Origin of the sequence: Curtobacterium sp. ZW137, assembly GCF_003762905.1 — a bacterium.
Taxonomy (GTDB): Bacteria; Actinomycetota; Actinomycetes; order Actinomycetales; family Microbacteriaceae; genus Curtobacterium.
On record NZ_RJKS01000005.1, the window covers coordinates 159,628 to 182,307 of the forward strand.

The 22,680-nt window shown below is 71.4% G+C and carries 20 protein-coding genes and 1 tRNA gene; 17 read left to right on the plus strand and 4 right to left on the minus strand.

Going from position 1 to position 22,680, the window contains the following annotated elements; all coding sequences use genetic code 11:
- The first annotated feature begins 13 nt into the window (after positions 1-13).
- The 4 genes from galE (at position 14) to EDF55_RS16965 (ending at position 6,013) form a co-directional block, all read left to right on the plus strand.
- Positions 14-976: a UDP-glucose 4-epimerase GalE gene (gene galE / locus EDF55_RS16950; RefSeq protein ID WP_123656157.1), complete on the plus strand. Its 963-nt coding sequence runs from the start codon at positions 14-16 to the stop codon at positions 974-976.
- A 355-nt stretch (positions 977-1,331) separates the two neighbouring features.
- Positions 1,332-1,676, plus strand: coding sequence for a WhiB family transcriptional regulator (locus EDF55_RS16955; protein ID WP_395867778.1), 345 nt, complete (start codon positions 1,332-1,334; stop codon positions 1,674-1,676).
- Positions 1,677-1,769: 93 nt separating this feature from the next.
- Positions 1,770-4,622, plus strand: a complete 2,853-nt coding sequence (locus EDF55_RS16960) for a glycosyltransferase family 2 protein (protein ID WP_123656159.1) — start codon at positions 1,770-1,772, stop codon at positions 4,620-4,622.
- Positions 4,619-6,013 (plus strand): DUF5719 family protein, encoded by a 1,395-nt coding sequence (locus EDF55_RS16965; protein ID WP_123656160.1) that lies wholly within the window; start codon positions 4,619-4,621, stop codon positions 6,011-6,013. The genes EDF55_RS16960 and EDF55_RS16965 overlap by 4 nt, the downstream gene beginning before the upstream one ends.
- Positions 6,014-6,053: 40 nt before the next feature.
- On the opposite strand, the gene EDF55_RS16970 is transcribed toward EDF55_RS16965, so the two are convergent.
- Positions 6,054-6,494 (minus strand): metallopeptidase family protein, encoded by a 441-nt coding sequence (locus EDF55_RS16970; protein WP_123656161.1) that lies wholly within the window; start codon positions 6,492-6,494, stop codon positions 6,054-6,056.
- A 42-nt stretch (positions 6,495-6,536) separates the two neighbouring features.
- Between EDF55_RS16970 and EDF55_RS16975 the strand changes: the two genes are divergently transcribed.
- The 8 genes from EDF55_RS16975 (at position 6,537) to secA (ending at position 17,237) form a co-directional block, all read left to right on the plus strand.
- Complete coding sequence (locus tag EDF55_RS16975) at positions 6,537-6,773, plus strand: DUF3499 family protein (RefSeq protein WP_395870539.1); 237 nt, start codon at positions 6,537-6,539, stop codon at positions 6,771-6,773.
- Positions 6,774-6,889: 116 nt separating this feature from the next.
- The gene (gene ahcY / locus EDF55_RS16980; RefSeq protein WP_123656162.1) at positions 6,890-8,368 is read left to right on the plus strand and encodes an adenosylhomocysteinase; all 1,479 of its coding nucleotides are present in this window, start codon (positions 6,890-6,892) and stop codon (positions 8,366-8,368) included.
- A gap of 158 nt (positions 8,369-8,526) precedes the next feature.
- Complete coding sequence (mtrA, locus tag EDF55_RS16985; protein ID WP_123656163.1) at positions 8,527-9,201, plus strand: MtrAB system response regulator MtrA; 675 nt, start codon at positions 8,527-8,529, stop codon at positions 9,199-9,201.
- 5 nt (positions 9,202-9,206) lie between these two features.
- On the plus strand, positions 9,207-10,868 hold the full coding sequence (gene mtrB / locus EDF55_RS16990) for an MtrAB system histidine kinase MtrB (RefSeq protein ID WP_243698416.1): 1,662 nt from the start codon (positions 9,207-9,209) through the stop codon (positions 10,866-10,868).
- Positions 10,865-12,553, plus strand: coding sequence for an LpqB family beta-propeller domain-containing protein (locus EDF55_RS16995; RefSeq protein WP_123656164.1), 1,689 nt, complete (start codon positions 10,865-10,867; stop codon positions 12,551-12,553). Before mtrB ends, EDF55_RS16995 begins: the two co-directional genes overlap by 4 nt.
- A gap of 95 nt (positions 12,554-12,648) precedes the next feature.
- Positions 12,649-13,332, plus strand: coding sequence for a phosphoribosyltransferase family protein (locus EDF55_RS17000; protein WP_123656165.1), 684 nt, complete (start codon positions 12,649-12,651; stop codon positions 13,330-13,332).
- A 266-nt stretch (positions 13,333-13,598) separates the two neighbouring features.
- Positions 13,599-14,297 carry a ribosome hibernation-promoting factor, HPF/YfiA family gene (gene hpf, locus EDF55_RS17005; protein WP_123656166.1) on the plus strand — a complete coding sequence of 233 codons (699 nt, stop codon included), beginning with the start codon at positions 13,599-13,601 and terminating at the stop codon, positions 14,295-14,297.
- 159 nt (positions 14,298-14,456) lie between these two features.
- The gene (gene secA / locus EDF55_RS17010; RefSeq protein ID WP_123656167.1) at positions 14,457-17,237 is read left to right on the plus strand and encodes a preprotein translocase subunit SecA; all 2,781 of its coding nucleotides are present in this window, start codon (positions 14,457-14,459) and stop codon (positions 17,235-17,237) included.
- A 105-nt stretch (positions 17,238-17,342) separates the two neighbouring features.
- Here the strand turns inward: secA and EDF55_RS17015 are convergent, their stop codons facing one another.
- The gene (locus EDF55_RS17015) at positions 17,343-17,855 is read right to left on the minus strand and encodes an Rv3235 family protein (protein WP_260236095.1); all 513 of its coding nucleotides are present in this window, start codon (positions 17,853-17,855) and stop codon (positions 17,343-17,345) included.
- A 118-nt stretch (positions 17,856-17,973) separates the two neighbouring features.
- On the opposite strand from EDF55_RS17015, the gene EDF55_RS17020 reads away from it, so the two are divergent.
- Positions 17,974-19,473, plus strand: a complete 1,500-nt coding sequence (locus tag EDF55_RS17020) for a sensor histidine kinase (protein ID WP_123656168.1) — start codon at positions 17,974-17,976, stop codon at positions 19,471-19,473.
- 560 nt (positions 19,474-20,033) lie between these two features.
- On the opposite strand, the gene EDF55_RS17025 is transcribed toward EDF55_RS17020, so the two are convergent.
- Entirely contained in the window at positions 20,034-20,282 is a 249-nt protein-coding gene (locus tag EDF55_RS17025) for a WhiB family transcriptional regulator (RefSeq protein WP_017888820.1), read from the minus strand.
- Positions 20,283-20,547: 265 nt separating this feature from the next.
- On the opposite strand from EDF55_RS17025, the gene EDF55_RS17030 reads away from it, so the two are divergent.
- Positions 20,548-20,970, plus strand: a complete 423-nt coding sequence (locus EDF55_RS17030) for a hypothetical protein (protein ID WP_123656169.1) — start codon at positions 20,548-20,550, stop codon at positions 20,968-20,970.
- Between the two features lie 72 nt (positions 20,971-21,042).
- Here EDF55_RS17030 and bcp read toward each other — a convergent pair whose 3' ends face one another.
- On the minus strand, positions 21,043-21,513 hold the full coding sequence (bcp, locus tag EDF55_RS17035) for a thioredoxin-dependent thiol peroxidase (protein ID WP_123656170.1): 471 nt from the start codon (positions 21,511-21,513) through the stop codon (positions 21,043-21,045).
- 113 nt (positions 21,514-21,626) lie between these two features.
- On the opposite strand from bcp, the gene EDF55_RS17040 reads away from it, so the two are divergent.
- The 3 genes from EDF55_RS17040 to EDF55_RS17050 all read left to right on the plus strand — a co-directional run bounded on the left by EDF55_RS17040 (position 21,627) and on the right by EDF55_RS17050 (position 22,675).
- Positions 21,627-21,702, plus strand: a tRNA-Lys gene (locus EDF55_RS17040).
- Positions 21,703-21,761: 59 nt separating this feature from the next.
- Positions 21,762-22,202, plus strand: coding sequence for a hypothetical protein (locus EDF55_RS17045; protein ID WP_123656171.1), 441 nt, complete (start codon positions 21,762-21,764; stop codon positions 22,200-22,202).
- A complete protein-coding gene (locus tag EDF55_RS17050; RefSeq protein WP_185017505.1) occupies positions 22,199-22,675 on the plus strand; it encodes an ImmA/IrrE family metallo-endopeptidase in 477 nt (158 codons plus the stop codon). Before EDF55_RS17045 ends, EDF55_RS17050 begins: the two co-directional genes overlap by 4 nt.
- Positions 22,676-22,680: the final 5 nt, after the last annotated feature.

The following is a 22,680-nucleotide window of genomic DNA, read 5'->3' on the forward strand; positions in this document are numbered from 1 at the left end:
TAGCGTGGCGGACATGAGTTGGCTGGTCACCGGCGGTGCCGGGTACATCGGATCCCACGTCGTCCGGGCGCTGCGCTCGGCCGGCATCGACACGGTCGCGTTCGACGACCTCTCCAGCGGGTTCCGGGCGTTCGTGCCCGACGACGTTCCCTTCGTCGAGGGCACGATCCTGGACGGCGACCTCCTCGCCAGCACCATCCGTGAGCACGGCGTCACGGGTGTGGTCCACGTCGCGGGCTACAAGTACGCCGGGGTCTCCGTCGAGCGGCCGCTGCACACCTACGAGCAGAACGTCACCGGCATGGCGACGCTCCTCCGCGCGATGGCGGACACCGGCGTCGACAAGGTCGTGTTCTCCTCGAGCGCCGCGGTCTACGGCACGCCGGACGTCGAGACCGTCGTCGAGTCCACGCCGAAGAACCCGGAGTCGCCCTACGGCGAGTCGAAGCTCATCGGCGAGTGGCTCCTCAGGGACATGGAGGTCGCACGCGGCTTCACCACGACGTCGCTCCGCTACTTCAACGTGGTCGGGTCGGGGGAGCCGGACCTCTACGACGCCAGCCCGCACAACCTCTTCCCGCTGGTCTTCGACGCGCTGCTCGCCGGCCGCACCCCGCGGATCAACGGCGACGACTACCCGACGCCCGACGGCACCTGCGTGCGCGACTACGTGCACGTCGCCGACCTGGCGCACTCGCACGCGATCGCGGCGGCGAAGCTCGAGGCGGGGGAGACCCTCGACCGCGCCTACAACCTCGGCAGCGGCGACGGCGTGAGCGTCCGGCAGATCATGGACGCCATGGCCAGGGGCACCGGCATCGCGTTCGAGCCCGAGGTGGCCCCGCGTCGTCCGGGCGACCCGGCGCGCATCGTCGCCACCGGCGAGGCAGCGGCCCGCGACCTCGACTGGGCGATGCGCCACACGCTCGACGCGATGGTCACCAGCGCCTGGGAGGCCCGCCGCCGCGTCGGCTGAGCACGGGATCGCGCCCCGACGCGTCGCACTACCGGAAGCAGCCCGAACCACGGACGTTCGTGGTTCGGGCTGCTTCCGGTTGTGCGAAGCCAGTCCGCACCGCGGGCGCGGGGCCACCGCGGGCGCGCGCCCACCGCGGGCGCGGGCCCACCGCGGGCGCGGGCGCGGCGCCACCGCCCGCGCGGACTGTCCCCCGAGGTGCCGACAGAACCGGCGCGACACGCCCGAATGGGGGACATGACACGCCGGAACGGTCAGTGCCTTCTATGATCCGCGACTTGACTCCAGGGAATCACACCGCTGTAATTACAGGCAACGACATCACGGCAGGGTCCCGAGATGACGACCGAGCGAGATGAACCAAGGGGTGATCAGGGTGAGCGGTTCCGACTTCCACGCCGGAGTTCCGGAAGACTGGCACGTCGACCCCGTGGCGCTCGGCGTCCCCGGCGTCCGACGTCCGGAGACCGACGACGAGGAGAACCCGCTCGCCTGGCAGGCGGACTCCCTCTGCGCGCAGACCGACCCGGAGGCCTTCTTCCCCGAGAAGGGCGGCTCGACGCGCGAAGCGAAGAAGATCTGCACCTCGTGCGAGGTCCGGTCGCAGTGCCTGGAGTACGCACTCGAGAACGACGAGCGCTTCGGCATCTGGGGCGGCCTCTCCGAGCGTGAGCGCCGCAAGCTCCGCAAGCGCGCCTAGGCGTGCACCGGGCGTTGATCCCGGCCACAGGTTCACGGCACGCCGATCCGTCGGACTGCTGCCGGGCCTCCAGACCGTAGAGTGACGCCCGTCATGCAGCCCAGTTCCGCTCAGCCCCGTGTCACCGCGATCCTCGTCGTTGCGAACGGGGCGGACCACCTCGACCGGACGCTGGCCGCCCTCGCGAACCAGACCCGCCACCCCGAGAACCTGGTCGTCGTCGACGTCGGTTCCACCGACGGGTCGACCGCCCAGCTGGAGTTCGGGGGATCCGCCCAGCTGACCCGCATCCCGGCGGGCCGCTCGTTCGGCGACGCCGTCGCCGTCGGCGAGAAGGCCGCGCCGCACCCCGAGTCCGACGAGGCCGTGGACGAGTGGCTCTGGCTCGTCGGCCACGACAACGCCCCGGCCCCGACCGCGCTGGCCGAGATGCTCGCCGCCGTGGAGATCGCCCCGTCCGTCGCGGTCGCCGGCCCGAAGCTCGTCTCCGACACCGACCCGGCGCGCATCCGCGCGTTCGGCGAGAGCATGACCCGTTTCGGCCGCTCCCTGACCCTCGTGCAGGACGAGCTCGACCAGGGCCAGCACGACCGGCACACCGACGTCCTGGCGGTCGCCGCCGGCGGGATGCTCGTCCGTCGTTCGGTCTGGGTCGCCCTCGGCGGGTTCGACCAGGCCCTGCCGGACGTCGACGCCGCACTCGACTTCTGCGTGCGCGTCCGTCTCGCCGGCCACCGTGTCGCCGTCGTCCCGGACGCCCGCGCGACGAGCGCCGGCCCGATCGAGGAGTTCGGCCGCAAGCGCGTCTCCGAGGGCCGTCGTGTCCGCCTGCACCGCCAGGCCCAGCTGCACCGCCGAATGACGTACGCGCCGGCCGGGGTCCTCTGGATCCACTGGCTGACACTCGTGCCCTTCGCGATCGGCCGCGCCATCGGGCACCTCGTCGCGAAGCACCCCGCGGCCGTGTCCGGGGAGCTCGCCGCCGCGTTCGCCGTCGCCTTCGGCGGTGGAGCCGGACGCTCGCGGAAGTCCCTCGCCCGCACGAAGCAGCTCGGCTGGGCCGCCGTGGAACCCCTGCGCGTCAGCTGGCGGCGGGTCCACGAGCACCGGACCACCTCCCGCGACGTCGAGCTCGCCCGGGTGGAGGACGCCCCGGTCGCCCGCGCGTCCTTCCTCGGGGACGGCGGCATCTGGGTCGTGCTCGCGGCGGCGCTCCTCAGCGTCGTCACGCTCTTCCCGCTGCTCGGCTCGCCCGCGCTGACCGGCGGCGGGCTGCTGCCCCTGTCGACCACCGTGTCGCAACTGTGGCAGAACGTCGGCTACGGCTGGCACACGCTCGGCACCGGGTTCACCGGCCCGAGCGACCCCTTCGCCGCGGTCCTCGCAGTCCTCGGGTCGATCACGTTCTGGTCCCCGTCGACCGCGGTGGTCATCGTGGTGCTCCTCTCGTTCCCGGTCTCGGCGCTCGGCGCCTGGTTCGTCGTCCGGAAGCTGACGACCCGCACGTGGGTGCCGGTGATCGGCGCGGCGCTCTACACGATCGCCCCGGCGCTCGTCGGCGGCGTCACGACCGGGCACCTCGGCGCGGTCATCGCGCACGTGCTCCTGCCCTGGCTGTTCCTCACGGTGCTCGAGGCGCACCGCTCGTGGGCCTCGGCCTCCGGTGCGTCGCTGCTCTTCGCCGGGGTCGCCGCGTCCGCGCCGTCGCTCCTGCCGGTCCTGCTCGTCGGGTGGCTCGTCGCGCTGGCCGTCGGCTGGCGGCACGCCCACCGCCGGGTGTTCATCCCGGTGCCCGCCGCGGTCCTCTTCGTGCCGCTCGTGCTCGCGCAGGTCGCCAGGGGCAACCCGCTCGCGGTCTTCGCCGACCCGGGCGTCCCCTCCGCCACCCGTGCACCCTCCGCGCTGCAGCTCGCCATCGGCCAGCCCCTGCCCGACTGGAACGGCTGGCTGCCGGTCAGCACGCCGCTCGACGTCGTCGTCGCCGCGCTGCCGATCGCCCTGGCGGTCCTGGCGCTCCCGATCGCCGCGACCGCCATCGGGTCGATGCTCGGACACCGCTGGTCGGTCGCCGGGTTCGCCCTGATCGCCGCGCTGCTCGGGTTCGCCACCGCGTTCGGTGCCACGCACCTCACCGTGACCGGTGTCGGCGCGACGACCACGATCGTCTGGCCGGGCAGCGGGCTGAGCGTGTACTGGTTCGCGATCGTCGTGGCCGCCTGCATCGGCATCGACACGGTGCCGCGCCAGGCGCCCGTCGTCGGTCTCGTCGCGACGGTGTTCGCCGGCGTCGCGGTCGCACCGGCCTTCGCCGCGTTCTACCTCGGCAACGCGGTCATCGAACCGACCACCGGACGGGTCCTCAGCGCGTACGTGAACGCCGAGGCGCAGGCGAACCCCGACGTCGGCACGCTCGTGGTCGACCCGCAGACCGACGGATCCCTCGCGGTGTCGCTCGAACGCGGGCAGGGCTCGACGCTCGACGACCAGTCGACGCTCGACGCCACCGCACTCTCCCTGAGCCCCGCCGGCTCCCGCCTGGCGACGCTCGCGGGCAACCTCGCGAGCCGCAGCGGCTACGACCCGAGGCCGGCGCTCAAGGAGCTCGGGATCAGCTTCGTGCTGCTCGACGACGCCCCGGAGGACGACCTCGCCCAGCAGGTCCACGACCGTGCAGCAGGGGCCATCGGCCAGAACGCGCTGTTCACGAGCATCGGCGAGACCACCACCGGGTCGCTGTTCCACTACGAGGGCGACGTCGACCGCACCGGGACCGGCTCGGCTGCCGCGAAGGCGACCCACGCGCTCTACCTCGTGGTCCTCGGCGTGGTGTTCGGCGCAGCTGCGCTCCTCGCCGTCCCCACCGCACCGCGCCGCCGTCGGGCGACCTCGAACGTGCTCGAGGCCGACGAACCGGCGACCACCTTCGACGAGGAGCGCGACGAATGACCACCCCCGCTCGCCGCTGGATCCTGCGCGGCACCGCGACCGCGATCGCCGTGGTCGTCGCGGCCGGCACCATCGCCGCCGCGAACGCCATCGGCACGACGGAGGCCCCCGGGCAGCCGGCCGGCCGCACCGTCACCCCGGTCGCCGCCGACGCCGAGCGCGTCTGCGCCGGCAGTGCGCTGCGGCTCTCCGACGACGCCGGCAACGACGCGACGACCGCGAGCACCGTCGGCACCGCCACGGTCGCCACCGCGACGACCGGCCGGACCGTCGAGCGGTCCGACCTCGCCGCATCGTCGACCGGCAGCAGCGACCCGACCCTCCTCACGGCCCCGGCGGGGAAGACCACGCCGCAGGTCGCGGGGTCGAGCTACCAGAGCGTGTCGAGCGGGGACCTCGTCGGCGTCGCGGCCGCGTCCTGCGACGACCCGACCCAGTCGACCTGGCTCGTCGGCGGCTCGACCGAGACCGGGCGGACGAGCCTCATCACCCTCGCGAACCCGACCGACGTCAACGCGACCGTCGACCTGACGATCTACGACGCCACCGGCACGGTCAGCGCGCCCGGCACCACCGGCATCGTCGTCGCGCCGAACTCGCAGAAGGTCGTGCCGCTCTCCGGCTTCGTCTCCGACCAGGGCTCGACCGTCGTGCACGTGGCGTCCTCCGGCGGGCAGATCGTCGCCCACATGCAGGAGACCGTCGTCCGGACGCTGACCCCCGGCGGGTTCGACATCGTCTCCGGCGGCGCTGCTCCCGCGCGGAGCCAGGTCATCCCCGGTGTCGTCCTCCGCGGCGCCGAGGACGCGCAGCGCGGCGACGACACCGCCGACGCAGCCCCGATCGTGCGGCTCTTCGTCCCCGGCACGACGGCCGCCAGGGTCACGCTCGGCATCACCACCGCGGACGGCGGCGGCACCACGGTGAACACCACCGCCGAACCCGGCGTGGTCACCGACGTGGCGCTCGACGACTTCCCGGACGGGCGCTACTCGTTCACGGTCAGCTCGACCGTCCCGGTCGTCGCCGGCGCCCGCACCACGACGACCACCGACGGTGAGCAGACCGACCTCGGCTGGTTCGCGTCCGCGGAGCCGCTCGGCGCGACCACCACGACCGCCGTCGCCCCCGGTGACGGTGGCCTGCTGAACATCGTCAACCCGACGACCGAGGACGCCTCCGTGGTGATCCGCTCCGGCGACGACCGGTCCACGGTGCAGGTCCCGAGCGGATCGACCGAGACGGTGGGCGTGGCCTACAGCCGACAGCTCACGATCACCGGTGCGAAGGGACTCGTCGCCGGGGTCACGTACGCGGGACAGGGCGGCGTCGCCGGGTTCCCGATCCGCGCGTCGACCGAGGTCTCCACCCCGGTGCGCGTCTACCCCTGACGCGCCGGTGCGCGTCCACTCCGGACGCGGCCCCCGGCGCTCACCAGTGCCGGTAGCGGTCGGGCGCCAGGTCCCACGGGTCCTTGTCGATGAGCTCGGCCACCGCGCGGAACACGGCGGTCTCGACGATCACCCGCCGGTCGGTGTCGTCCTTCTCCGGGGAGCGTGTGACGCGCTCGACCGGGATCCGGAAGACGGTCACCCGGCGGGCGTCGTGCTCGACCCGCCAGCGCGGCATCCGGTCCGGCAGCGTCGGGTCGGTCGGCATGTCCGCGACCTGGAACACGACGCCGTGCAGTTCGTCCGGCCAGAGGCCGAGCAGGTAGTGCGCGGTGTCGCCGACGATGCGGTCGAACGCTTCGGCCCGGGTGATGATCGGGGCGAGGTCGGGTCCGGTGATGCTCGAGCGGTACCCGCGGCCGTGCCGGGAGCGCCCCCGGGCGCGGTCGACCGGGGTGACGAGTCGGGGCTTGCGGCGCATCCCCACATCGTACGCGGCGGCACGGACACGGACGGGTTCGGTATGGTCGACATCGGTATGGAAGTGCGGATCTGCAGCAAGGTCGCCTGCGGGGCGAGCGCCTCGGCGACGCTGACGTACGACTACGGCGACTCGATGGTGGTCGTCGGACCGCTCTCCACCCGGGTCGAACCGCACGGGTACGACCTCTGCGCGCGCCACGCCGCCCGCCTGCGGGTCCCGCAGGGCTGGCAGGTCATCCGCCGTGAGCCGCTCCGCGAGGAGCGCGCGGTCGACTGAGCGGACGACCCGCCGCGCAGGCCGGCCCACCCGGGTGATCCGAGCCTCCCGGCCGGTCTGGAGGCGCGACCCGCGTCCGTGACGTCGCTCACGGTCACCGTGGGAGACTTGACCCCATGCCCACCGAAACCCAGGCCGCAGCAGCATTCCGCGTGGCCGACCTCGGCCTCGCCGAGGCCGGTCGTCACCAGATCCGCCTCGCCGAGAACGAGATGCCGGGCCTCATGGCCCTGCGTGAGGAGTTCGGTGCGTCGCAGCCCCTCGCCGGTGCGCGCATCGCGGGGTCGCTGCACATGACGGTGCAGACGGCCGTGCTCATCGAGACGCTCACGGCGCTCGGCGCACAGGTCCGCTGGGCCAGCTGCAACATCTTCTCCACGCAGGACGAAGCCGCCGCGGCGATCGCGGTCGGCCCGACCGGCACCCCGGACGCCCCCGCCGGCGTCCCGGTGTTCGCGTGGAAGGGCGAGACGCTCGAGGACTACTGGTGGTGCACCAACCGGATCTTCGACTGGAGCGCCGAAGCAGCCGAAGCCGGGGCGGAGTGGGCCGGTCCGAACCTGATCCTCGACGACGGCGGCGACGCCACCATGCTCGTGCACACCGGCGCGGACGCCGAAGCGGCCGGCCGGGTGCCGGACGCCGGCCCGGACGCCAGCGCCGAGTACCGGATCGTGCTCGACACGATCGCAGCCTCGCTGACGGAGTCCTCGGACCGCTGGACCCGCATCGCAGCGGACATCCAGGGCGTGACCGAGGAGACCACCACGGGCGTCCACCGCCTGTACGAACTCGCTCGCACCGGTGAACTGAAGTTCCCCGCGATCAACGTCAACGACTCCGTCACGAAGTCGAAGTTCGACAACAAGTACGGCATCCGGCACTCGCTGCCCGACGGCCTCAACCGCGCCACCGACGTCCTGATCGGCGGCAAGGTCGTGTTCGTCGTCGGCTACGGCGACGTCGGCAAGGGCGCGGCAGAAGCGCTGCGCGGCCAGGGTGCCCGTGTGATCGTCAGCGAGGTGGACCCGATCTGCGCGCTGCAGGCGTCGATGGACGGCTACCAGGTCGCACGGCTCTCGGACGTCATCGGCGAGGTCGACATCGTCGTGACCTGCACGGGCAACCTCGGCGTCGTCGGCGTCGACGACATGCTCGGCCTCAAGCACCTGGCGATCGTCGCGAACGTCGGGCACTTCGACAACGAGATCGACATGGCAGGGCTCGAGTCACTGCCCGGTGCGGAGAAGATCGAGATCAAGCCGCAGGTGCACGAGTGGCGCCTGCCCACCGGCCGGTCGATCCTGGTGCTCAGCGAGGGGCGCCTGATGAACCTCGGCAACGCCACGGGGCACCCGTCCTTCGTGATGAGCAACTCGTTCACGAACCAGGTCCTGGCGCAGATCGAGCTCTGGACCCGGCACGACGCGTACCCGACCGGGGTGTACGTCCTGCCGAAGCACCTCGACGAGAAGGTGGCGCGCCTGCACCTCGATGCGCTCGGGGTGCGGCTGACCACGCTCCGCCCGGAGCAGGCCGCCTACATCGGCGTGCCGGTCGAGGGGCCGTTCAAGCCGGACCACTACCGGTACTGACCCCGGCCGCGCTGCGCGCTCGCGCGCGTTGTGCGCTGCCCGCGCTGCGCGCTCGCACGCGGGTGCGCGCTGCGCGCGGTGTTCGGGCAGGCCCTCGGCTACTGTGAACGAGAGGTGCCTGCCCGGCACCACCGCACGCCACCCGGAGTCCACATCACATGACACCGCGCATCCTCGTCGTCGACGACGACCAGGCCCTCGCCGAGATGATCGGCATCGTCCTCCGCGCCGAGGGCTACGAGCCGGAGTTCAGCGGCGACGGCAACGACGCCGTCGACGCCTTCCACGCGACGAAGCCCGACCTGGTGCTCCTCGACGTGATGCTCCCCGGCATCGACGGCATCGAGGTCTGCCGGCGCATCCGCGCGGAGAGCGGCACGCCGATCATCATGCTCACCGCGAAGGGCGACACCTCGGACGTCGTCGCGGGCCTGGAGAACGGCGCCGACGACTACGTCGTGAAGCCGTTCAACCCGAAGGAGCTCGTCGCACGCATCCGCACCCGGCTGCGCCCGACCGCCTCCGACGCGGCCGTCCTGCACGTCGGTGACCTCACGGTCGACGTGCCCGGGCACGAGGTCCGCCGCGACGAGGCCGTCATCGCGCTGACGCCGCTCGAGTTCGACCTGCTCCGCGCCCTCGCCGAGAAGCCGAACCAGGTGTTCACGCGCGAGATGCTGCTCGAGCAGGTCTGGGGCTACCACTACAAGGCGGACACCCGCCTTGTGAACGTGCACGTCCAGCGGCTCCGCGCGAAGATCGAGCACGACCCGGACAACCCGCGGATCGTGACCACCGTCCGCGGCGTCGGTTACCGCGCCGGGGGAGCCTGAGCACCGTGCCCGCATCGTCCGGCCTGACGTCCTTCGGTCGGGCGCGCCGCCGCCTGCGCACCTGGGCACGGCGGGGCTGGCGGGGCATCGCGTACCTGTGGCGCCGGTCGCTGATGTTCCGGTCGGTGGCGATCACCGTCACCACCACCGGACTCGCGGTCGCCATCATCGGCACCGCGGTGATGCTGAGCATCTCGAGCAACGTGTACGCGCAGCGCCGCGACCAGATCGAGGCGGAGTCGGCGCGTGCGACGAACGTCGCGCAGGGGATCTTCGACGCGGCCACCGCCGCGGAGGACAACAACCAGTCCGAGCTGGAGACCCTGCAGAACGAGGCGCAGCGGGCGATCCTGTCGAACACGACGAGCCCGGGCGGCACGAGCATCGCGATCGAGCGGTCCCCGAACCAGTCGACGGCGCAGACGCTGCAGAACATCGCGAGCCAGGACTTCCCGGACGCGGTGATCACCGACTCACTGCGGAAGGCCGTCGGGAAGAACTCCGGGAACCTCAGCCTGCAGGCGGTCCGGCTCGAGGACGAGGGCCGGAGCGAACCGGGCCTCGCAGTCGGGTCGACGCTGCAGATCCCGAGCGCCGGCCAGTACGAGCTCTACCTGGTCTACGACCTCGCCGACGCGCAGCAGACCCTCGACTTCGTGTCGCAGACGCTCTCCATCGGCGGTGTCGCACTCATCGTGCTCATCGCCCTCGTCACCTCGCTCGTGGTCCGGCTCGTCGTGGTGCCGATCCGCGGTGCTGCCGAGACCAGCCGGAAGATCGCGGCCGGACGCCTCGACGAACGCATCCCCGTCAAGGGACAGGACGACGTCGCCACCCTCGCGCGGAGCTTCAACGGCATGGCGGACGCGGTCAGCCGGCAGATCACCCAGCTCGCCGAGCTCTCCCGAGTGCAGCAGCGCTTCGTGTCCGACGTCTCGCACGAGCTCCGGACCCCGCTCACCACGATCCGCCTCGCCGGCGACGTCCTCTACGACGCCCGCCACGCCTTCGAGCCCGCCGTCGGTCGCTCCGCCGAGCTCCTGCACGACCAGATCGACCGGTTCGAACTGCTCCTCGCCGACCTGCTGGAGATCTCCCGGTACGACGCCCAGGCCGTCGAGCTCGAGACCGAGCCGGTGCAGCCCGCGTCACTGACCGCCGACATCGTCGACGAGTTCCGGCCGCTCGCCGACCGCCTCGGCGTCGACCTGCGGCTCGCGACCCCCGGCGGCCACACCACCATGCAGCTCGACGCCCGGCGGATCCGGCGCATCCTCCGGAACCTCGTCGGCAACGCGATCGAGCACGGGGACGCCAAGCCCGTGCACGTCGTCGTGGACAGCGACGCCCGGACCGTCGCGATCGCCGTCCGTGACCACGGGGTCGGGATGCCGCCGGAAGACGCCGCCAGGGTGTTCGACCGGTTCTGGCGCGCGGACCCGAGCCGCAAGCGGACCATCGGCGGGACCGGGCTCGGACTCGCGATCAGCCTCGGCGACGCGAACCTGCACGGCGGCCGCATCGACGTGTGGTCCCGGCCGGGGGAGGGCTCGGCCTTCGTGCTCACCGTGCCGCGGCAGGGCCAGGAGCCCACGGCGACGTCGGCGATCCCGCTGCCGGAGCTCGACGAACCGTACGACGGACCCCGGGAAGGCGGCCCCCGATGACCAGCACACGTCCTCGTCGCGCGCTCGCCGCAGTCCTCGCCGCCGTGGCGGTCGTGGTGCTCGCCGGGTGCGCCGCCATCCCGACCGGCGGCCCCGTCCGTGACGGCCAGAGCCTCAAGGACGAATCGGTCTCCGGCGTCGACTTCCGCCCGAACAGCCCGACGCCCGGCGCCGACCAGGACACGATCCTCCGGCAGTTCATCGACGCCGCGACCGGTGCGCAGGACAACTACGCGATCGCCCGGGAGTTCCTCAGCGACTCCTTCGCCCAGAAGTGGAACCCCCGTCAGAGCGTCACGATCCGGCAGGGCAGCGGCGCGGTCGACCGCACCGGCACCCGGGAGCTCACGTACACGCTCACCGCGAGTGCCACGGTGGACGCCGACGGCGAGTACACCCAGGCCGTCCGCCCGACCTCCTCGACGCTGACCTTCCAGTTCGTGAAGGAAGACGGCGAGTGGCGGATCGCCTACGCGCCCGACGGCGTCATCCTCACGCCGGTGAGCTTCGAGCAGGTGTTCCAGGCGCACGCGCTGTACTTCTACGACCCGACGTACCGCTACCTCGTGCCCGACGAGCGCTGGTTCCTCGCCCGCTCCTCCACGAGCACCCGCATCGCCAGCGCGCTGCTCTCCGGACCGGCCGACTGGTTGAAGGGCGCCGTGGTGTCCTCGTTCCCCGAGGGCACGCAGCTCTCGCTGAACGCCGTCACCGTGGACAACGGCAGCGCGCAGGTCGACCTGTCGAGCGACGCGCTCCGGGCGACCACGGTGGACAAGGTCCGGATGCGGGAGCAGCTCGCCCGGTCCCTGTCGTCCGTCGCGACGATCTCCTCGGTCGAGCTCACCATCGAGGGCGCCAGCTTCTCGGTGCCCGACTCCAGCGGCACCAGCGCCGTCGTCAACCCCGACGTCGACCCGCGTCCCCTCGTCGAGGACGACGGCGCCGTCGGCTTCGCCGCCCCGGGCACGGGCGACGTCGCGAAGCTCGGCAGCGGCCTCGGTGACGCGATCGCGAAGCTCGACCCGACGTCGATCGCGCTGAGCGCGTCCGGTGCCGACGCTGCGGTCGGGGACGCGGACGGCGTCTTCGTGGTCCGCAGCGGCAAGAAGCCGCTCCGGATCGACGCGCGGGACCACCTCATCGCACCCTCCATCGACGACCAGGGCTTCGTGTGGACGGCACAGTCCACGAACACCCGGGCGATCACCGCGTACGGCCTCGGCGGCGACCCGCACCAGGTGTCCTCGACGCTGCCGGACGGCGACCTCGTGTCGTTCCAGGTGTCCCGCGACTCCACCCGGGCGCTCGCGCTCATCGACACCGACGACGGGCCCGCCCTGTACGTGATGGCGATCACCCGGGACTCCGACCGCACACCGACGGCGCTCGGGTCCCCGGTGCGGCTGCAGGCGGCGTCCGGCACCGCGGTCGGGGCGACGTGGGTGAGCGACCTCGACGTCGCGTCCCTCGGGCAGACCTCGAGCGGTCCGAGCATCGTCCGCTCCACCATCGGCGGGCAGTCGACGGTGCTGCAGCGGCCGGACGGCCGGGCCACGCAGATCGCCGGCGGCAGCGGGGGCACGCTGCTCCTGCGGACCGCCGACGGGCAGGTCCTGCAGTCCACGGGCGGAGGCTGGGACCGCACGGGCGTCACGGCGTCCGTGCTCGGCACGCAGCGCTGACCGTCCGCTCCTCCACAGGAGCACCGGCCGGGAGGCCCGTCCACCGTTCCGCACGATCCGCCCGGCCGGGTGCCTCCCGCGGCGAGGATCGCCCCATGACCACCGCTCCACACCCCTGGCGCGACGCGTTCCTCGCCGTCGTCGCCCTGTTCCTGCCCGTCTCGTGCCTCGGCTGCGGTGCGCGCGACCGGCCCCTGTGCGACTCCTGCCGCGCCGACCTCGCGGAGCGTCCGGGTCGGGTCCGGCTCGTCGGGGGTGTCCGCCTCGACGCGGCCTTCGAGTACGAGGGGCTGGTCCGCACCCTGGTGCTCGAACTGAAGCTCCGAGGGCGGGTGGACGTCGCGGCGCCGCTCGGGCGGCCGACCGGGGCGCTGGTGCGCCGGGCACTGGCGGACGCTCCGCCGGGCACGCTCGTGCTCCGGGTGCCGCCGTCACCGCGTGGGCGGCGGCGGCGCGGGTTCGACACCGTGGTGCTGCTCCTCGCTCGCGGGGGTGTCCGCCGGACCGGGCGGCTGCGGCGGCAGCGTGCTGCCGGGCCGCCCGGCGTCGGACTCCGCGGTGCCCGGCCGCGTGGCGCGGGCCAGAAGGAGCGGACGGCGCTCGAGCGGGTGGACGCCACGGTCGGCACGCTCCGGGCGGTCGGGGTCGCCGGGCGTGACGTGGTGCTCGTCGACGACGTCGTCACCACCGGGGTGACCATGGCGGAGGCGGTCCGTGCCGTCCGCGCCGCCGGTGGCCGGGTCGTGCGCTGCGTCGCGACGGCGAGCGTCGAGTCGTGACGGTGCGCGGGTGCGCAGGTGTCGGCATGCGCGTGCGCGGGTGTGGCGTACGCGGGTGCGCGGGCCTGCCGCCTACCAGTGCGCGGCGCGACCCGCCCGGTTGCCTCGTGCGTGAACACCCGGTGTCCTCTGTGCATCCGGTGGGTGTCCGGCACGACTCACGGCGAACCGGTGACGCGAGTGCCCCGGCGGGTCTAGCGTCGCTGGGACAAGGCGTTGACGATCGCCGGATGGAGGCGACGCGCCGAGTCTGGATGGGAGCCGCCATGGACGTGACGATCACGGGCCGGAACGTCGGGATCACCGACCGATTCCGCACCTACGTCGAACAGAAGTCCGACAAGATCGACGTGCTCGCCGACCGCGCCCTCGCGTTCGAGGTGCGCATCAGTCGCCACAACGAGAAGAGCGGCAGCAACCAGGGCGAGGACCGGGTCGAACTGACGCTGATCGGTCCCGGGCCGCTCGTCCGAGCGGAGTCCGCGGCGTCGGACAAGTACGCCGCGTTCGACCTGGCGTTCGCTCGGATCATGGAGCGGCTGCGCCGAGCGCGCGACCGCAGGAAGGTGCACCGTGGGCGTCACCGCCCGACCTCGGTGGCCGAAGCCGCGGGGACGGCCTTCGACGGCATGGACGTCACCCCGGCCGACGGCAAGCTCATCGACGACGTCGCCACCGGTGCCGTCACGGTCGTCGACGAGGAACCGCACGAGGAAGAGGACGAGGTCTACTCGCCCGTCGTGATCCGGGAGAAGGTGTTCGAGGCAGCGCCGATGACCGTCGACGACGCGCTCTACTTCATGGAACTCGTCGGACACGACTTCTACCTCTTCGTCGACGCCGAGACCCACCGACCGAGCGTGGTCTACCGCCGGAAGGGCTGGGACTACGGCGTCATCGGGCTCGACGGCACCGCTGCCGCCGACTCCGACACCGCTCAGGAACCGGCCGCGGCGCTCGCCTGAGCGTCCGGGACCACCCGAACCGGGGGTGCGCGGTCCGTTCGCGGGCCGCGCACACCCGTGTCCGGGGCCGGTGTTCACAGCCCAAGGTTCGACCGGGTTGCTAGCATGACTGGCTGATCGGACGCGCCGACCGCGCGCGACGACCTGTAAGGAGTTCACGTGGCAAACGTGCTGGAGAAGGTCCTCCGCATCGGCGAAGGACGCACCCTGCGTCGGCTGAAGGCGTACGCCTCGGCGATCAACGACCTCGAGGACGACTTCTCGACCCTCACCGACGAGGAACTCCAGGACGAGACCAAGGAGCTCCGCGAGCGGTACGCCAACGGCGAGACCCTCGACGACCTCCTGCCCGAGGCGTTCGCCGCCGTTCGCGAAGCCGCGAAGCGCACCCTCGGCATGCGGCACTTCGACGTGCAGCTGATGGGTGGCGCCGCGCTCCACCTCGGCAACATCGCCGAGATGAAGACCGGTGAAGGAAAGACCCTCGTCGCGACGACGGCCGCGTACCTCAACGCCATCCCGTCGCGCGGCGTCCACGTCATCACCGTGAACGACTTCCTCGCGTCGTACCAGTCCGAGCTCATGGGCCGCGTCTTCCGCGCGCTCGGCATGACCACGGGCTGCATCGTCGCGAACCAGTCCCCGGCGGAGCGTCGCGAGCAGTACGCCGCCGACATCACCTACGGCACGAACAACGAGTTCGGGTTCGACTACCTGCGCGACAACATGGCGTGGCAGGCCGCCGACATGGTGCAGCGCGGACACTTCTTCGCGATCGTGGACGAGGTCGACTCGATCCTCATCGACGAAGCCCGCACGCCGCTGATCATCTCCGGCCCATCCTCCGGCGAAGCGAACCGCTGGTTCACCGAGTTCGCCTCGATCGCCAAGCGCCTCACCGCGGGGGAGGACTTCGAGGTCGACGAGAAGAAGCGCACCGTCGGTGTCCTCGAGCCCGGCATCGAGAAGGTCGAGGACTACCTCGGCATCGACAACCTCTACGAGTCCGCGAACACCCCGCTGATCTCGTTCCTGAACAACGCGATCAAGGCCGACTCGCTGTTCAAGCGCGACAAGGACTACGTCGTGATGAACGGCGAGGTGCTCATCGTCGACGAGCACACCGGCCGCATCCTGATGGGCCGCCGCTACAACGAGGGCATCCACCAGGCGATCGAGGCGAAGGAAGGCGTCGAGGTCAAGGCCGAGAACCAGACCCTCGCGACCGTCACGCTGCAGAACTACTTCCGCCTGTACCAGAAGCTCTCCGGCATGACCGGTACCGCGGAGACCGAAGCGGCCGAGTTCATGTCGACGTACAAGCTCGGCGTGGTCCCGATCCCGACGAACCGCCCGATGCAGCGCCTCGACCAGACCGACCTCGTCTACAAGAACGAGAAGGCGAAGTTCGAGCAGGTCGCCAACGACATCGAAGAGCGCCACGAGAAGGGCCAGCCCGTCCTCGTCGGCACCACGAGCGTCGAGAAGTCGGAGTACCTCTCGAAGCTCCTCGCGAAGAAGGGCGTCAAGCACGAGGTCCTCAACGCGAAGAACCACGCACGTGAAGCCGCGATCGTCGCCCAGGCCGGTCGCCTCGGCGCCGTGACCGTCGCGACGAACATGGCCGGTCGCGGTACCGACATCATGCTCGGCGGCAACGCGGAGTTCCTCGCCGTGCAGGAGATGCACGCCAAGGGCCTCTCGCCGACCGAGACCCCGGACGAGTACGAAGCCGCCTGGGACGAGGTCTTCGCCAGCCAGAAGGCCGTCGTCGAGGAAGAGGGCGACAAGGTCCGCGACGCCGGCGGTCTCTACGTGCTCGGCACCGAGCGCCACGAGTCGCGCCGCATCGACAACCAGCTCCGCGGTCGTTCCGGCCGTCAGGGCGACCCGGGCGAGAGCCGGTTCTACCTCTCGCTCACCGACGACCTGATGCGCCTGTTCAACTCCGGTGCCGCCGAGAGCCTGATGGGCCGCTCGAACGTCCCGGACGACCTCGCCATCGAGAACAAGCTCGTCGGCCGTGCCATCCGTTCGGCACAGTCGCAGGTCGAAGGCCGCAACGCCGAGATCCGCAAGAACGTCCTCAAGTACGACGACGTCCTGAACCGCCAGCGCGAAGCGATCTACAGCGACCGCCGGCACATCCTCGAAGGCGACGACCTCCACGAGCGCACGCAGTCGTTCCTGAAGAGCGTCATCGACGACGTGATCGACACCCACACCGGCGAAGGCTCCCCGGACGACTGGGACCTCGACGCCATGTGGACCGAGCTCGGCACGCTCTACCCGATCTCGATCACCATCGACGAGGTCATCACCGAAGCCGGCTCGAAGGGCAAGGCCACGCGGGAGTTCCTCGGCCGCGAGATCCTCTCCGACGCCAAGCTGGCCTACCAGCAGCGCGAGGAGACCCTCGGCGACGAAGCGATGCGCGAGCTCGAGCGTCGCGTGGTCCTCTCCGTGGTGGACCGCCGCTGGCGCGACCACCTCTACGAGATGGACTACCTCAAGGACGGCATCGGCCTCCGTGCGATGGCCCAGCGCGACCCGCTCGTCGAGTACCAGCGCGAGGGCTACGCCCTGTTCCAGAACATGATGGGGCAGATCCGCGAAGAGTCGGTCGGCTTCCTGTTCAACCTCGAGGTGCAGGTCCAGTCCGACGGCGAGAACGCCGTGATCGAGGCGAAGGGCCTCGCCGAGGAAGAAGTCGCCGGTCTCGAGTTCTCGGCACCGTCGATCGACGGTGAGGTCGAGGTCCGCGACGAACGCGGTCGCCTCGAGCAGGCCGCGACGGCGCTCGCGCAGCGTGCGCAGGCAGAGGAAGAGGCGGCAGCGGTCCCCGAGAAGGGGTCCGCGTTCGGTTCGGCCGCCACGGCGACCGGCCAGGCCGCCGCGACCAACCGCGCCGACCGTCGTCAGGCCGCCAAGAAGGGCTGACGCGACAACGCTCCTGACGGGAGGCCCGGTGCCGGCTGGCACCGGGCCTCCCGTCCGTGCGCCCCGCGCCCCACGCCCCGATCGGAACGAGCCGAGCCCGACGCGTCAGAGCATGCCGATGGCCGTCGCGCGCCACCGGCCGGCTCGCTCCTCGAGCCGGATGGCGACGGCGCGCGCATGCGAGCGGGTGTGCACGACGACGCTCACCTCGGCGACACCGTCCACCGGGCGGCAGACCAGCACGCTCCCGACGCGGATCGACGGCCGTCGGTTGCGACGCCGGGCGACCGAGCGGGCCCGCGCGGCGAACGCTGCCCGTTGCTGCAGGTGGCGCTGCACGTCCTCGGTGATCCACCGGGCGATGCTGTCGACCTCCCGCGCACCGGAGAGGATCTCCGCGACGCACAGGGCGAGTGCCCGCGCGGTCTCCGCGGGATCGGGGAGGACGTCCTCGGCCGTGGAGGCCCCGTCGGCGCTCGGTGGGTCCTGCGCGCTCGACAGGTCCTGCGCGCTCGACAGCCGTTCCGTGGCGGCGACCACCGCCGACCCGACGGCCGTCTGCTCCGGCTGCGTGGACCCGCCCGCATCGTCCTCGATCCGCTGTGCTTCCCGCGCCACCCCGGCCCCTTTCGTTGGTGGGCTGAGCGTAAGGCGTATGCAACATGAGAAATTCCGAAGCTCGATGCCTGTGGACGGAGCAGATCTGTCCACAGTCCGTCGCACCTAGACTGGGCCGGTGTCGACCCTCAGTGATCTCGTCCTCGCACAAGGCCGATCCTCCGAAGCAGACGTGGAGTGGCTCCACCTGCTCGTGGGGGACTGGCAGCTCCTCTCGGACCTGTCCTTCGCGGACATGGTCCTGTGGGTGCCGACCGCCGAGGACGGCTCGTTCGTGGCCGTCGCGCACGCCCGACCGTCGTCCGCGGCGACGCTGTTCTACCGCGACATCGTCGGCCAGGAGATCCGCGAGGAATGGCGCGAGCAGGTCACCGAGAGCTTCGCTGGCTCGAAGGTCGTCGACTCCGCCGAGCCGGACTGGTACGAGGACACCCCGACCCGCGTCCGCGCGATCCCGGTGCTGCGCCGCCTGAGCCCGAAGAGCAAGCAGACGACCGACCGTCCCATCGCGGTCGTCACGCGGCACTCCAACCAGGACGAGATGCGCACGCCGAGCCGCCAGGAGCTCAACTTCACCGCGAGTGCGAACGACCTGTTCGGCATGATCGCGACCGGCGACTTCCCGGACCTCGGCGCGCCGGCCGGACCCCGTCGTGGCGCGCCGCGTGCCAGCGACGGTTTGCTCCGCCTCGACACGAACGGCATCGTCACGTTCGCGAGCCCGAACGGCCTCAGCGCCTTCAACCGGATGGGCTTCGAGGGCGAACTCGAGCGGAAGTCCCTCGCCGAGGTGACGACCGAGCTCCTCGGGCAGCAGCTCGACGTCGACGAGTCCCTGCCCCTCGTGGTCACCGGCCGTGCCCCGTGGCGAGCCGACATCGAGTCGAAGGGTGTCACCGTGACGCTCCGCTCGATCCCGCTGCGCGACCACGGTGAGCGCATCGGCGCCGTCGTGCTCTGCCGCGACGTCACCGAGATGCGGCACCAGGAGCGCGAGCTCATCACCAAGGACGCCACCATCCGGGAGATCCACCACCGGGTGAAGAACAACCTGCAGACCGTCGCGTCCCTGCTCCGCATCCAGGCGCGCCGGACCCACTCGGACGAAGCACGGACGTCACTGCAGAACGCGATGCGCCGCGTCGCCGCCATCGCCGTCGTGCACGACACCCTGTCGACGGGCCTCAGCCAGAACGTCGACTTCGACGAGGTCTTCGACTCCGTCCTGAAGCTCGTCACCGAGGTCGCCGCCTCCCACAACACCACGGTCCACCCGAAGAAGACGGGGGAGTTCGGGGTGCTCCCGTCGGAGGCCGCGACGCCGCTCGCGCTCGGGCTCACCGAACTCGTCACGAACGCGGTGGAGCACGGGCTCGACGGCCGCGACGGCGAGGTCGAGATCGTCGCCCGCCGCTCCGACGACCACCTGTCGATCCAGGTGCGGGACAACGGCGTCGGGCTGCCGGAAGGCAAGGTCGGCTCGGGCCTCGGCACGCAGATCGTCCGCACGCTCATCCAGGGCGAGCTCGGCGGCACGATCGACTGGCACACGCTGACCGGCAGCGGCACCGAGGTCACCATCTCGATCCCGTTCCGCTGGGAGACCGCGGCCGCGTAGCGGCGCCGCGGGGCGCGCGGCGCGCGGCGCTGGCGCGGGGCGCGGGGCGCGCGGCGCGCGGCGCTGGCGCCGGGCGGCGGCGCACAACCGAAAGCAGCCCGAACCACGGAATTCCGTGGTTCGGGCTGCTTTCAGTTGTGCAAAGGCACCGCACCGCACCGCACCGCACCGCGCGGTGCGCTGTCGCATCGCGCGTCGGCGCGAGTGGTGTCCGTCGCGCGGAGCGTGCGCGGGGACGCGCCCGCGCGTGGACGTCGCGCCCCGGTGCGTGGGGGCGCGGCGTTCGTAGTGGGGTGCAACCCGACCGCCTGGAGGCTCGGCGCGCGCCCGGCGGGCTGGCACCGGTCCTCCAGGCGGTCGCGGTGACCCCGCACAACCGAACGCAGCCCGAACCACGGGATCGTGTGGTTCGGGCTGCTTTTGGTTGTGCGAAGGCGCCGCACCGCCCGGCGGCGAGGAGCGCACGCCGCGCCCACCGCCCGCCGCGGCGCGCCGCGCACGACGACGCCCGCCGCGCCCCGAAGGGCCCGGCGGGCGTCGTCGTCAGTACTGCTGCTGCGTCAGGAGGCGCGGCGAGCCCGAGCGGCGCGGCGCTTGAGCGCGCGACGCTCGTCCTCGCTGAGACCGCCCCAGACGCCCGAGTCCTGGTTGTTCTCGAGGGCGTACTGCAGGCACATCTCGGTCACGGTGCACCGTGCGCACACCGACTTCGCCTTCTCGATCTGGTCCACGGCCGGCCCGGTGTTCCCAACGGGGAAGAAGAGCTCGGGGTCCGCGGTGAGGCAGGCAGCCTTGTCACGCCAATCCATGTGGTGGTGCTCCTTGATGTCGATGCTCGAACGGCAGGCCGGGGCCGTGGTTCGGGGCTCGAGGACTCTGCACATGATCATGTGACGTACGGGGGGATCCTGTGGGGAGGAGAAACCGTGCGGGGAGAGTCCGACGCCCGCGAACGCTCGGGAGAAGAGCGTCGAACCACGGGAGACGCACACCACATCGTGCCGTCCAAACGACCTCGAACATCGTTCCATACTGGTATGGCCAAATCAAGGGTTGCAATCCTGGAGGATCACTGTGTCTGAGCCCACCTCGAACTCACCCGAGGCCCCCGAACCGAGGTCTCGGGCCATGCTCGGGCTGCTCGTGGTCCTCGCGCTGGAGTTCCTCGCGCTCGTGGTCACGACCGTCGCACTCATCGTGGAGCTGCTCGTGTCGCCGGCGTCGAGCGTCGCGTCCGGCATCGCCCTCGTGGTCCTGACCGCCATCGCGGCGCTGTGGCTCGGGTCGATGCTCGTCGGCCTCTGGCGTGGCCGCTCCTGGGTGCGCAGCGGGATCATCGTCTGGCAGGTACTGCAGGGAGCCCTGGCGATCGGTGCGTTCCAGGGGGTCTTCCGCGTCCCGGCCGTCGGGTGGGCGCTGCTCCTGCCGGCGCTCGTCGCCATCACGCTCGTGCTCTCGAAGTCGGTGACGACCGCCCTGGCGCGTCGCGTCGAGTAGGTCGTCACCACAGACGGACGGGAGGCCCGGTGCCAGCTGGCACCGGGCCTCCCGTCCGTCTGTGGGCCGGGTTCAGACCAGGCCGAGCTTCTTCCGCAGGCTGGCCACGTGCCCGGTGGCCTTGACGTTGTAGAGCGGCAGCTGCACGGAGCCGTCCTCGGCGACGACGATCGTCGACCGGATCGTGCCGGTGACGATCTTGCCGTAGTTGTTCTTCTCACCCCAGGCACCGTAGGCCTTGTGCACTGCCAGGTCCGGGTCGCTCAGCAGCGGGAAGGTCAGGGCCTGCTCGTGCTGGAACTCCTTGAGCGCCGGCAGCTCGTCCTTCGACACGCCGAGGACCTCGTACCCGGCGGCCTGGAGCGAGGACATGTTGTCGCGGAAGTCGCACGCCTCGGTGGTGCAGCCCGGGGTCGACGCGGCGGGGTAGAAGTACACGATGACCTTGCGTCCCCGCAGGGATCCGAGGGTGTGCTCCACCCCGTCCTGGTCCTGCAGGGTGAAGTCTGGGGCGGTGTCGCCGGCGGCGAGGCGGTCGGTCATGGGGCTCCTGTTCGGTCGGTGCCCGGCGGTGGTCACGGGCACGCGGATCCCATGCTATTGTTGATTCCCGTTGCGGCACACAAGCCAAGACAAGCTCCGGGTGACCGGTGCATGCACCTCTAGCTCAATTGGCAGAGCAACTGACTCTTAATCAGTGGGTTCTCGGTTCAAGTCCGAGGGGGTGCACCACGATCCGAACCCCTGCTCCGGCAGGGGTTCTCGTGTATCCGGAGGGGGATCGGGGAACGATGATCACCAGGGAGCCCAAGGGCGGAGCGCTCGACGCGGCGGAGCTCGCGCGGCGTCTGAACCTCCTGCTCGACTTCGAGGAGTCGCAGCGCGGCGCGCCGGTGCCGTTCTCCGCGATCGAGGAGTACGTCGACGCCCGGGGCGGATCGCTCTCCCGTGCGAAGTGGACGTACATGATCTCCGGCGCCGGTCGTCGGAACCGCGACACCGAGCTCCTGCAGCTCCTCGCCGGCTTCTTCGAGGTCGACGAGCGCTTCCTGCTCGAGGACAGTGACGTCCCGGAGCGGATCAGTGCGCAGCTCGCCCTCGTGCGGTCGCTCCGGTCGGCACGCGTGAGCGGGTTCGCCGCGCGGACGTTCCCGGGGGAGCTCTCCCCGGAGGCGCTCCGCCGCATCGCCGCGGTGATCGAAGAGGAATCGCAGCGCGGGATCGTCCCGTGAGAACGCGCGCCGGGGACTCCGCGCGGCTCGACGCGTTCTGGGAGCGTGGACGCGCCGAGGGCTGGGCGGACGTCGACCAGGCCGTCACCGCCGCCGCCGAGATCGTCGGGAAGCCGATCGTCGTGCGCGAAGAAGCGTTCCTGGCGTCCGAGCCGGTCTGCGGGTTCGTGGCGACGCTCGAGCGGGCGCACCTCATCATGATCTCCCCGACCTCGTCCGGCACCTTCCGGTCGTTCGTGATCGGCCACGAGCTCGGCCACGTCCTGCACGCCCACCAGGAAGCGTCGGCGCAGTCCGCGTACATCCGCGACGTCATCCCGGACCTGCCGGAGTACAAGGTCGAGCGAGCGATGGCCCGAGGGCTCTTCGAGAACGAGTTCGAGCGCGAAGCCGAGCTGTTCGCCGACCGCCTCGCACAGCTCATCCGTGGTCACCGTGACCGGCCGAGCGCCTTCCGGGGGGTCTTCGGGTGACGGCG

Bases quoted from the DNA above. Each gene is read 5' to 3' on its own strand.
- EDF55_RS16955 (WP_395867778.1), top strand. From the start codon at position 1,332: ATGAACCAAGGGGTGATCAGGGTGAGCGGTTCCGACTTCCACGCCGGA.
- hpf (WP_123656166.1), top strand. From the start codon at position 13,599: ATGGACGTGACGATCACGGGCCGGAACGTCGGGATCACCGACCGATTC.
- EDF55_RS17025 (WP_017888820.1), bottom strand. From the start codon at position 20,282: ATGGATTGGCGTGACAAGGCTGCCTGCCTCACCGCGGACCCCGAGCTC.
- EDF55_RS16970 (WP_123656161.1), bottom strand. From the start codon at position 6,494: ATGCGCCGCAAGCCCCGACTCGTCACCCCGGTCGACCGCGCCCGGGGG.
- ahcY (WP_123656162.1), top strand. From the start codon at position 6,890: ATGCCCACCGAAACCCAGGCCGCAGCAGCATTCCGCGTGGCCGACCTC.
- EDF55_RS16975 (WP_395870539.1), top strand. From the start codon at position 6,537: ATGGTCGACATCGGTATGGAAGTGCGGATCTGCAGCAAGGTCGCCTGC.
- EDF55_RS16995 (WP_123656164.1), top strand. From the start codon at position 10,865: ATGACCAGCACACGTCCTCGTCGCGCGCTCGCCGCAGTCCTCGCCGCC.
- galE (WP_123656157.1), top strand. From the start codon at position 14: ATGAGTTGGCTGGTCACCGGCGGTGCCGGGTACATCGGATCCCACGTC.
- EDF55_RS17045 (WP_123656171.1), top strand. From the start codon at position 21,762: ATGATCACCAGGGAGCCCAAGGGCGGAGCGCTCGACGCGGCGGAGCTC.
- EDF55_RS16965 (WP_123656160.1), top strand. From the start codon at position 4,619: ATGACCACCCCCGCTCGCCGCTGGATCCTGCGCGGCACCGCGACCGCG.
- bcp (WP_123656170.1), bottom strand. From the start codon at position 21,513: ATGACCGACCGCCTCGCCGCCGGCGACACCGCCCCAGACTTCACCCTG.
- EDF55_RS16960 (WP_123656159.1), top strand. From the start codon at position 1,770: ATGCAGCCCAGTTCCGCTCAGCCCCGTGTCACCGCGATCCTCGTCGTT.
- mtrA (WP_123656163.1), top strand. From the start codon at position 8,527: ATGACACCGCGCATCCTCGTCGTCGACGACGACCAGGCCCTCGCCGAG.
- EDF55_RS17000 (WP_123656165.1), top strand. From the start codon at position 12,649: ATGACCACCGCTCCACACCCCTGGCGCGACGCGTTCCTCGCCGTCGTC.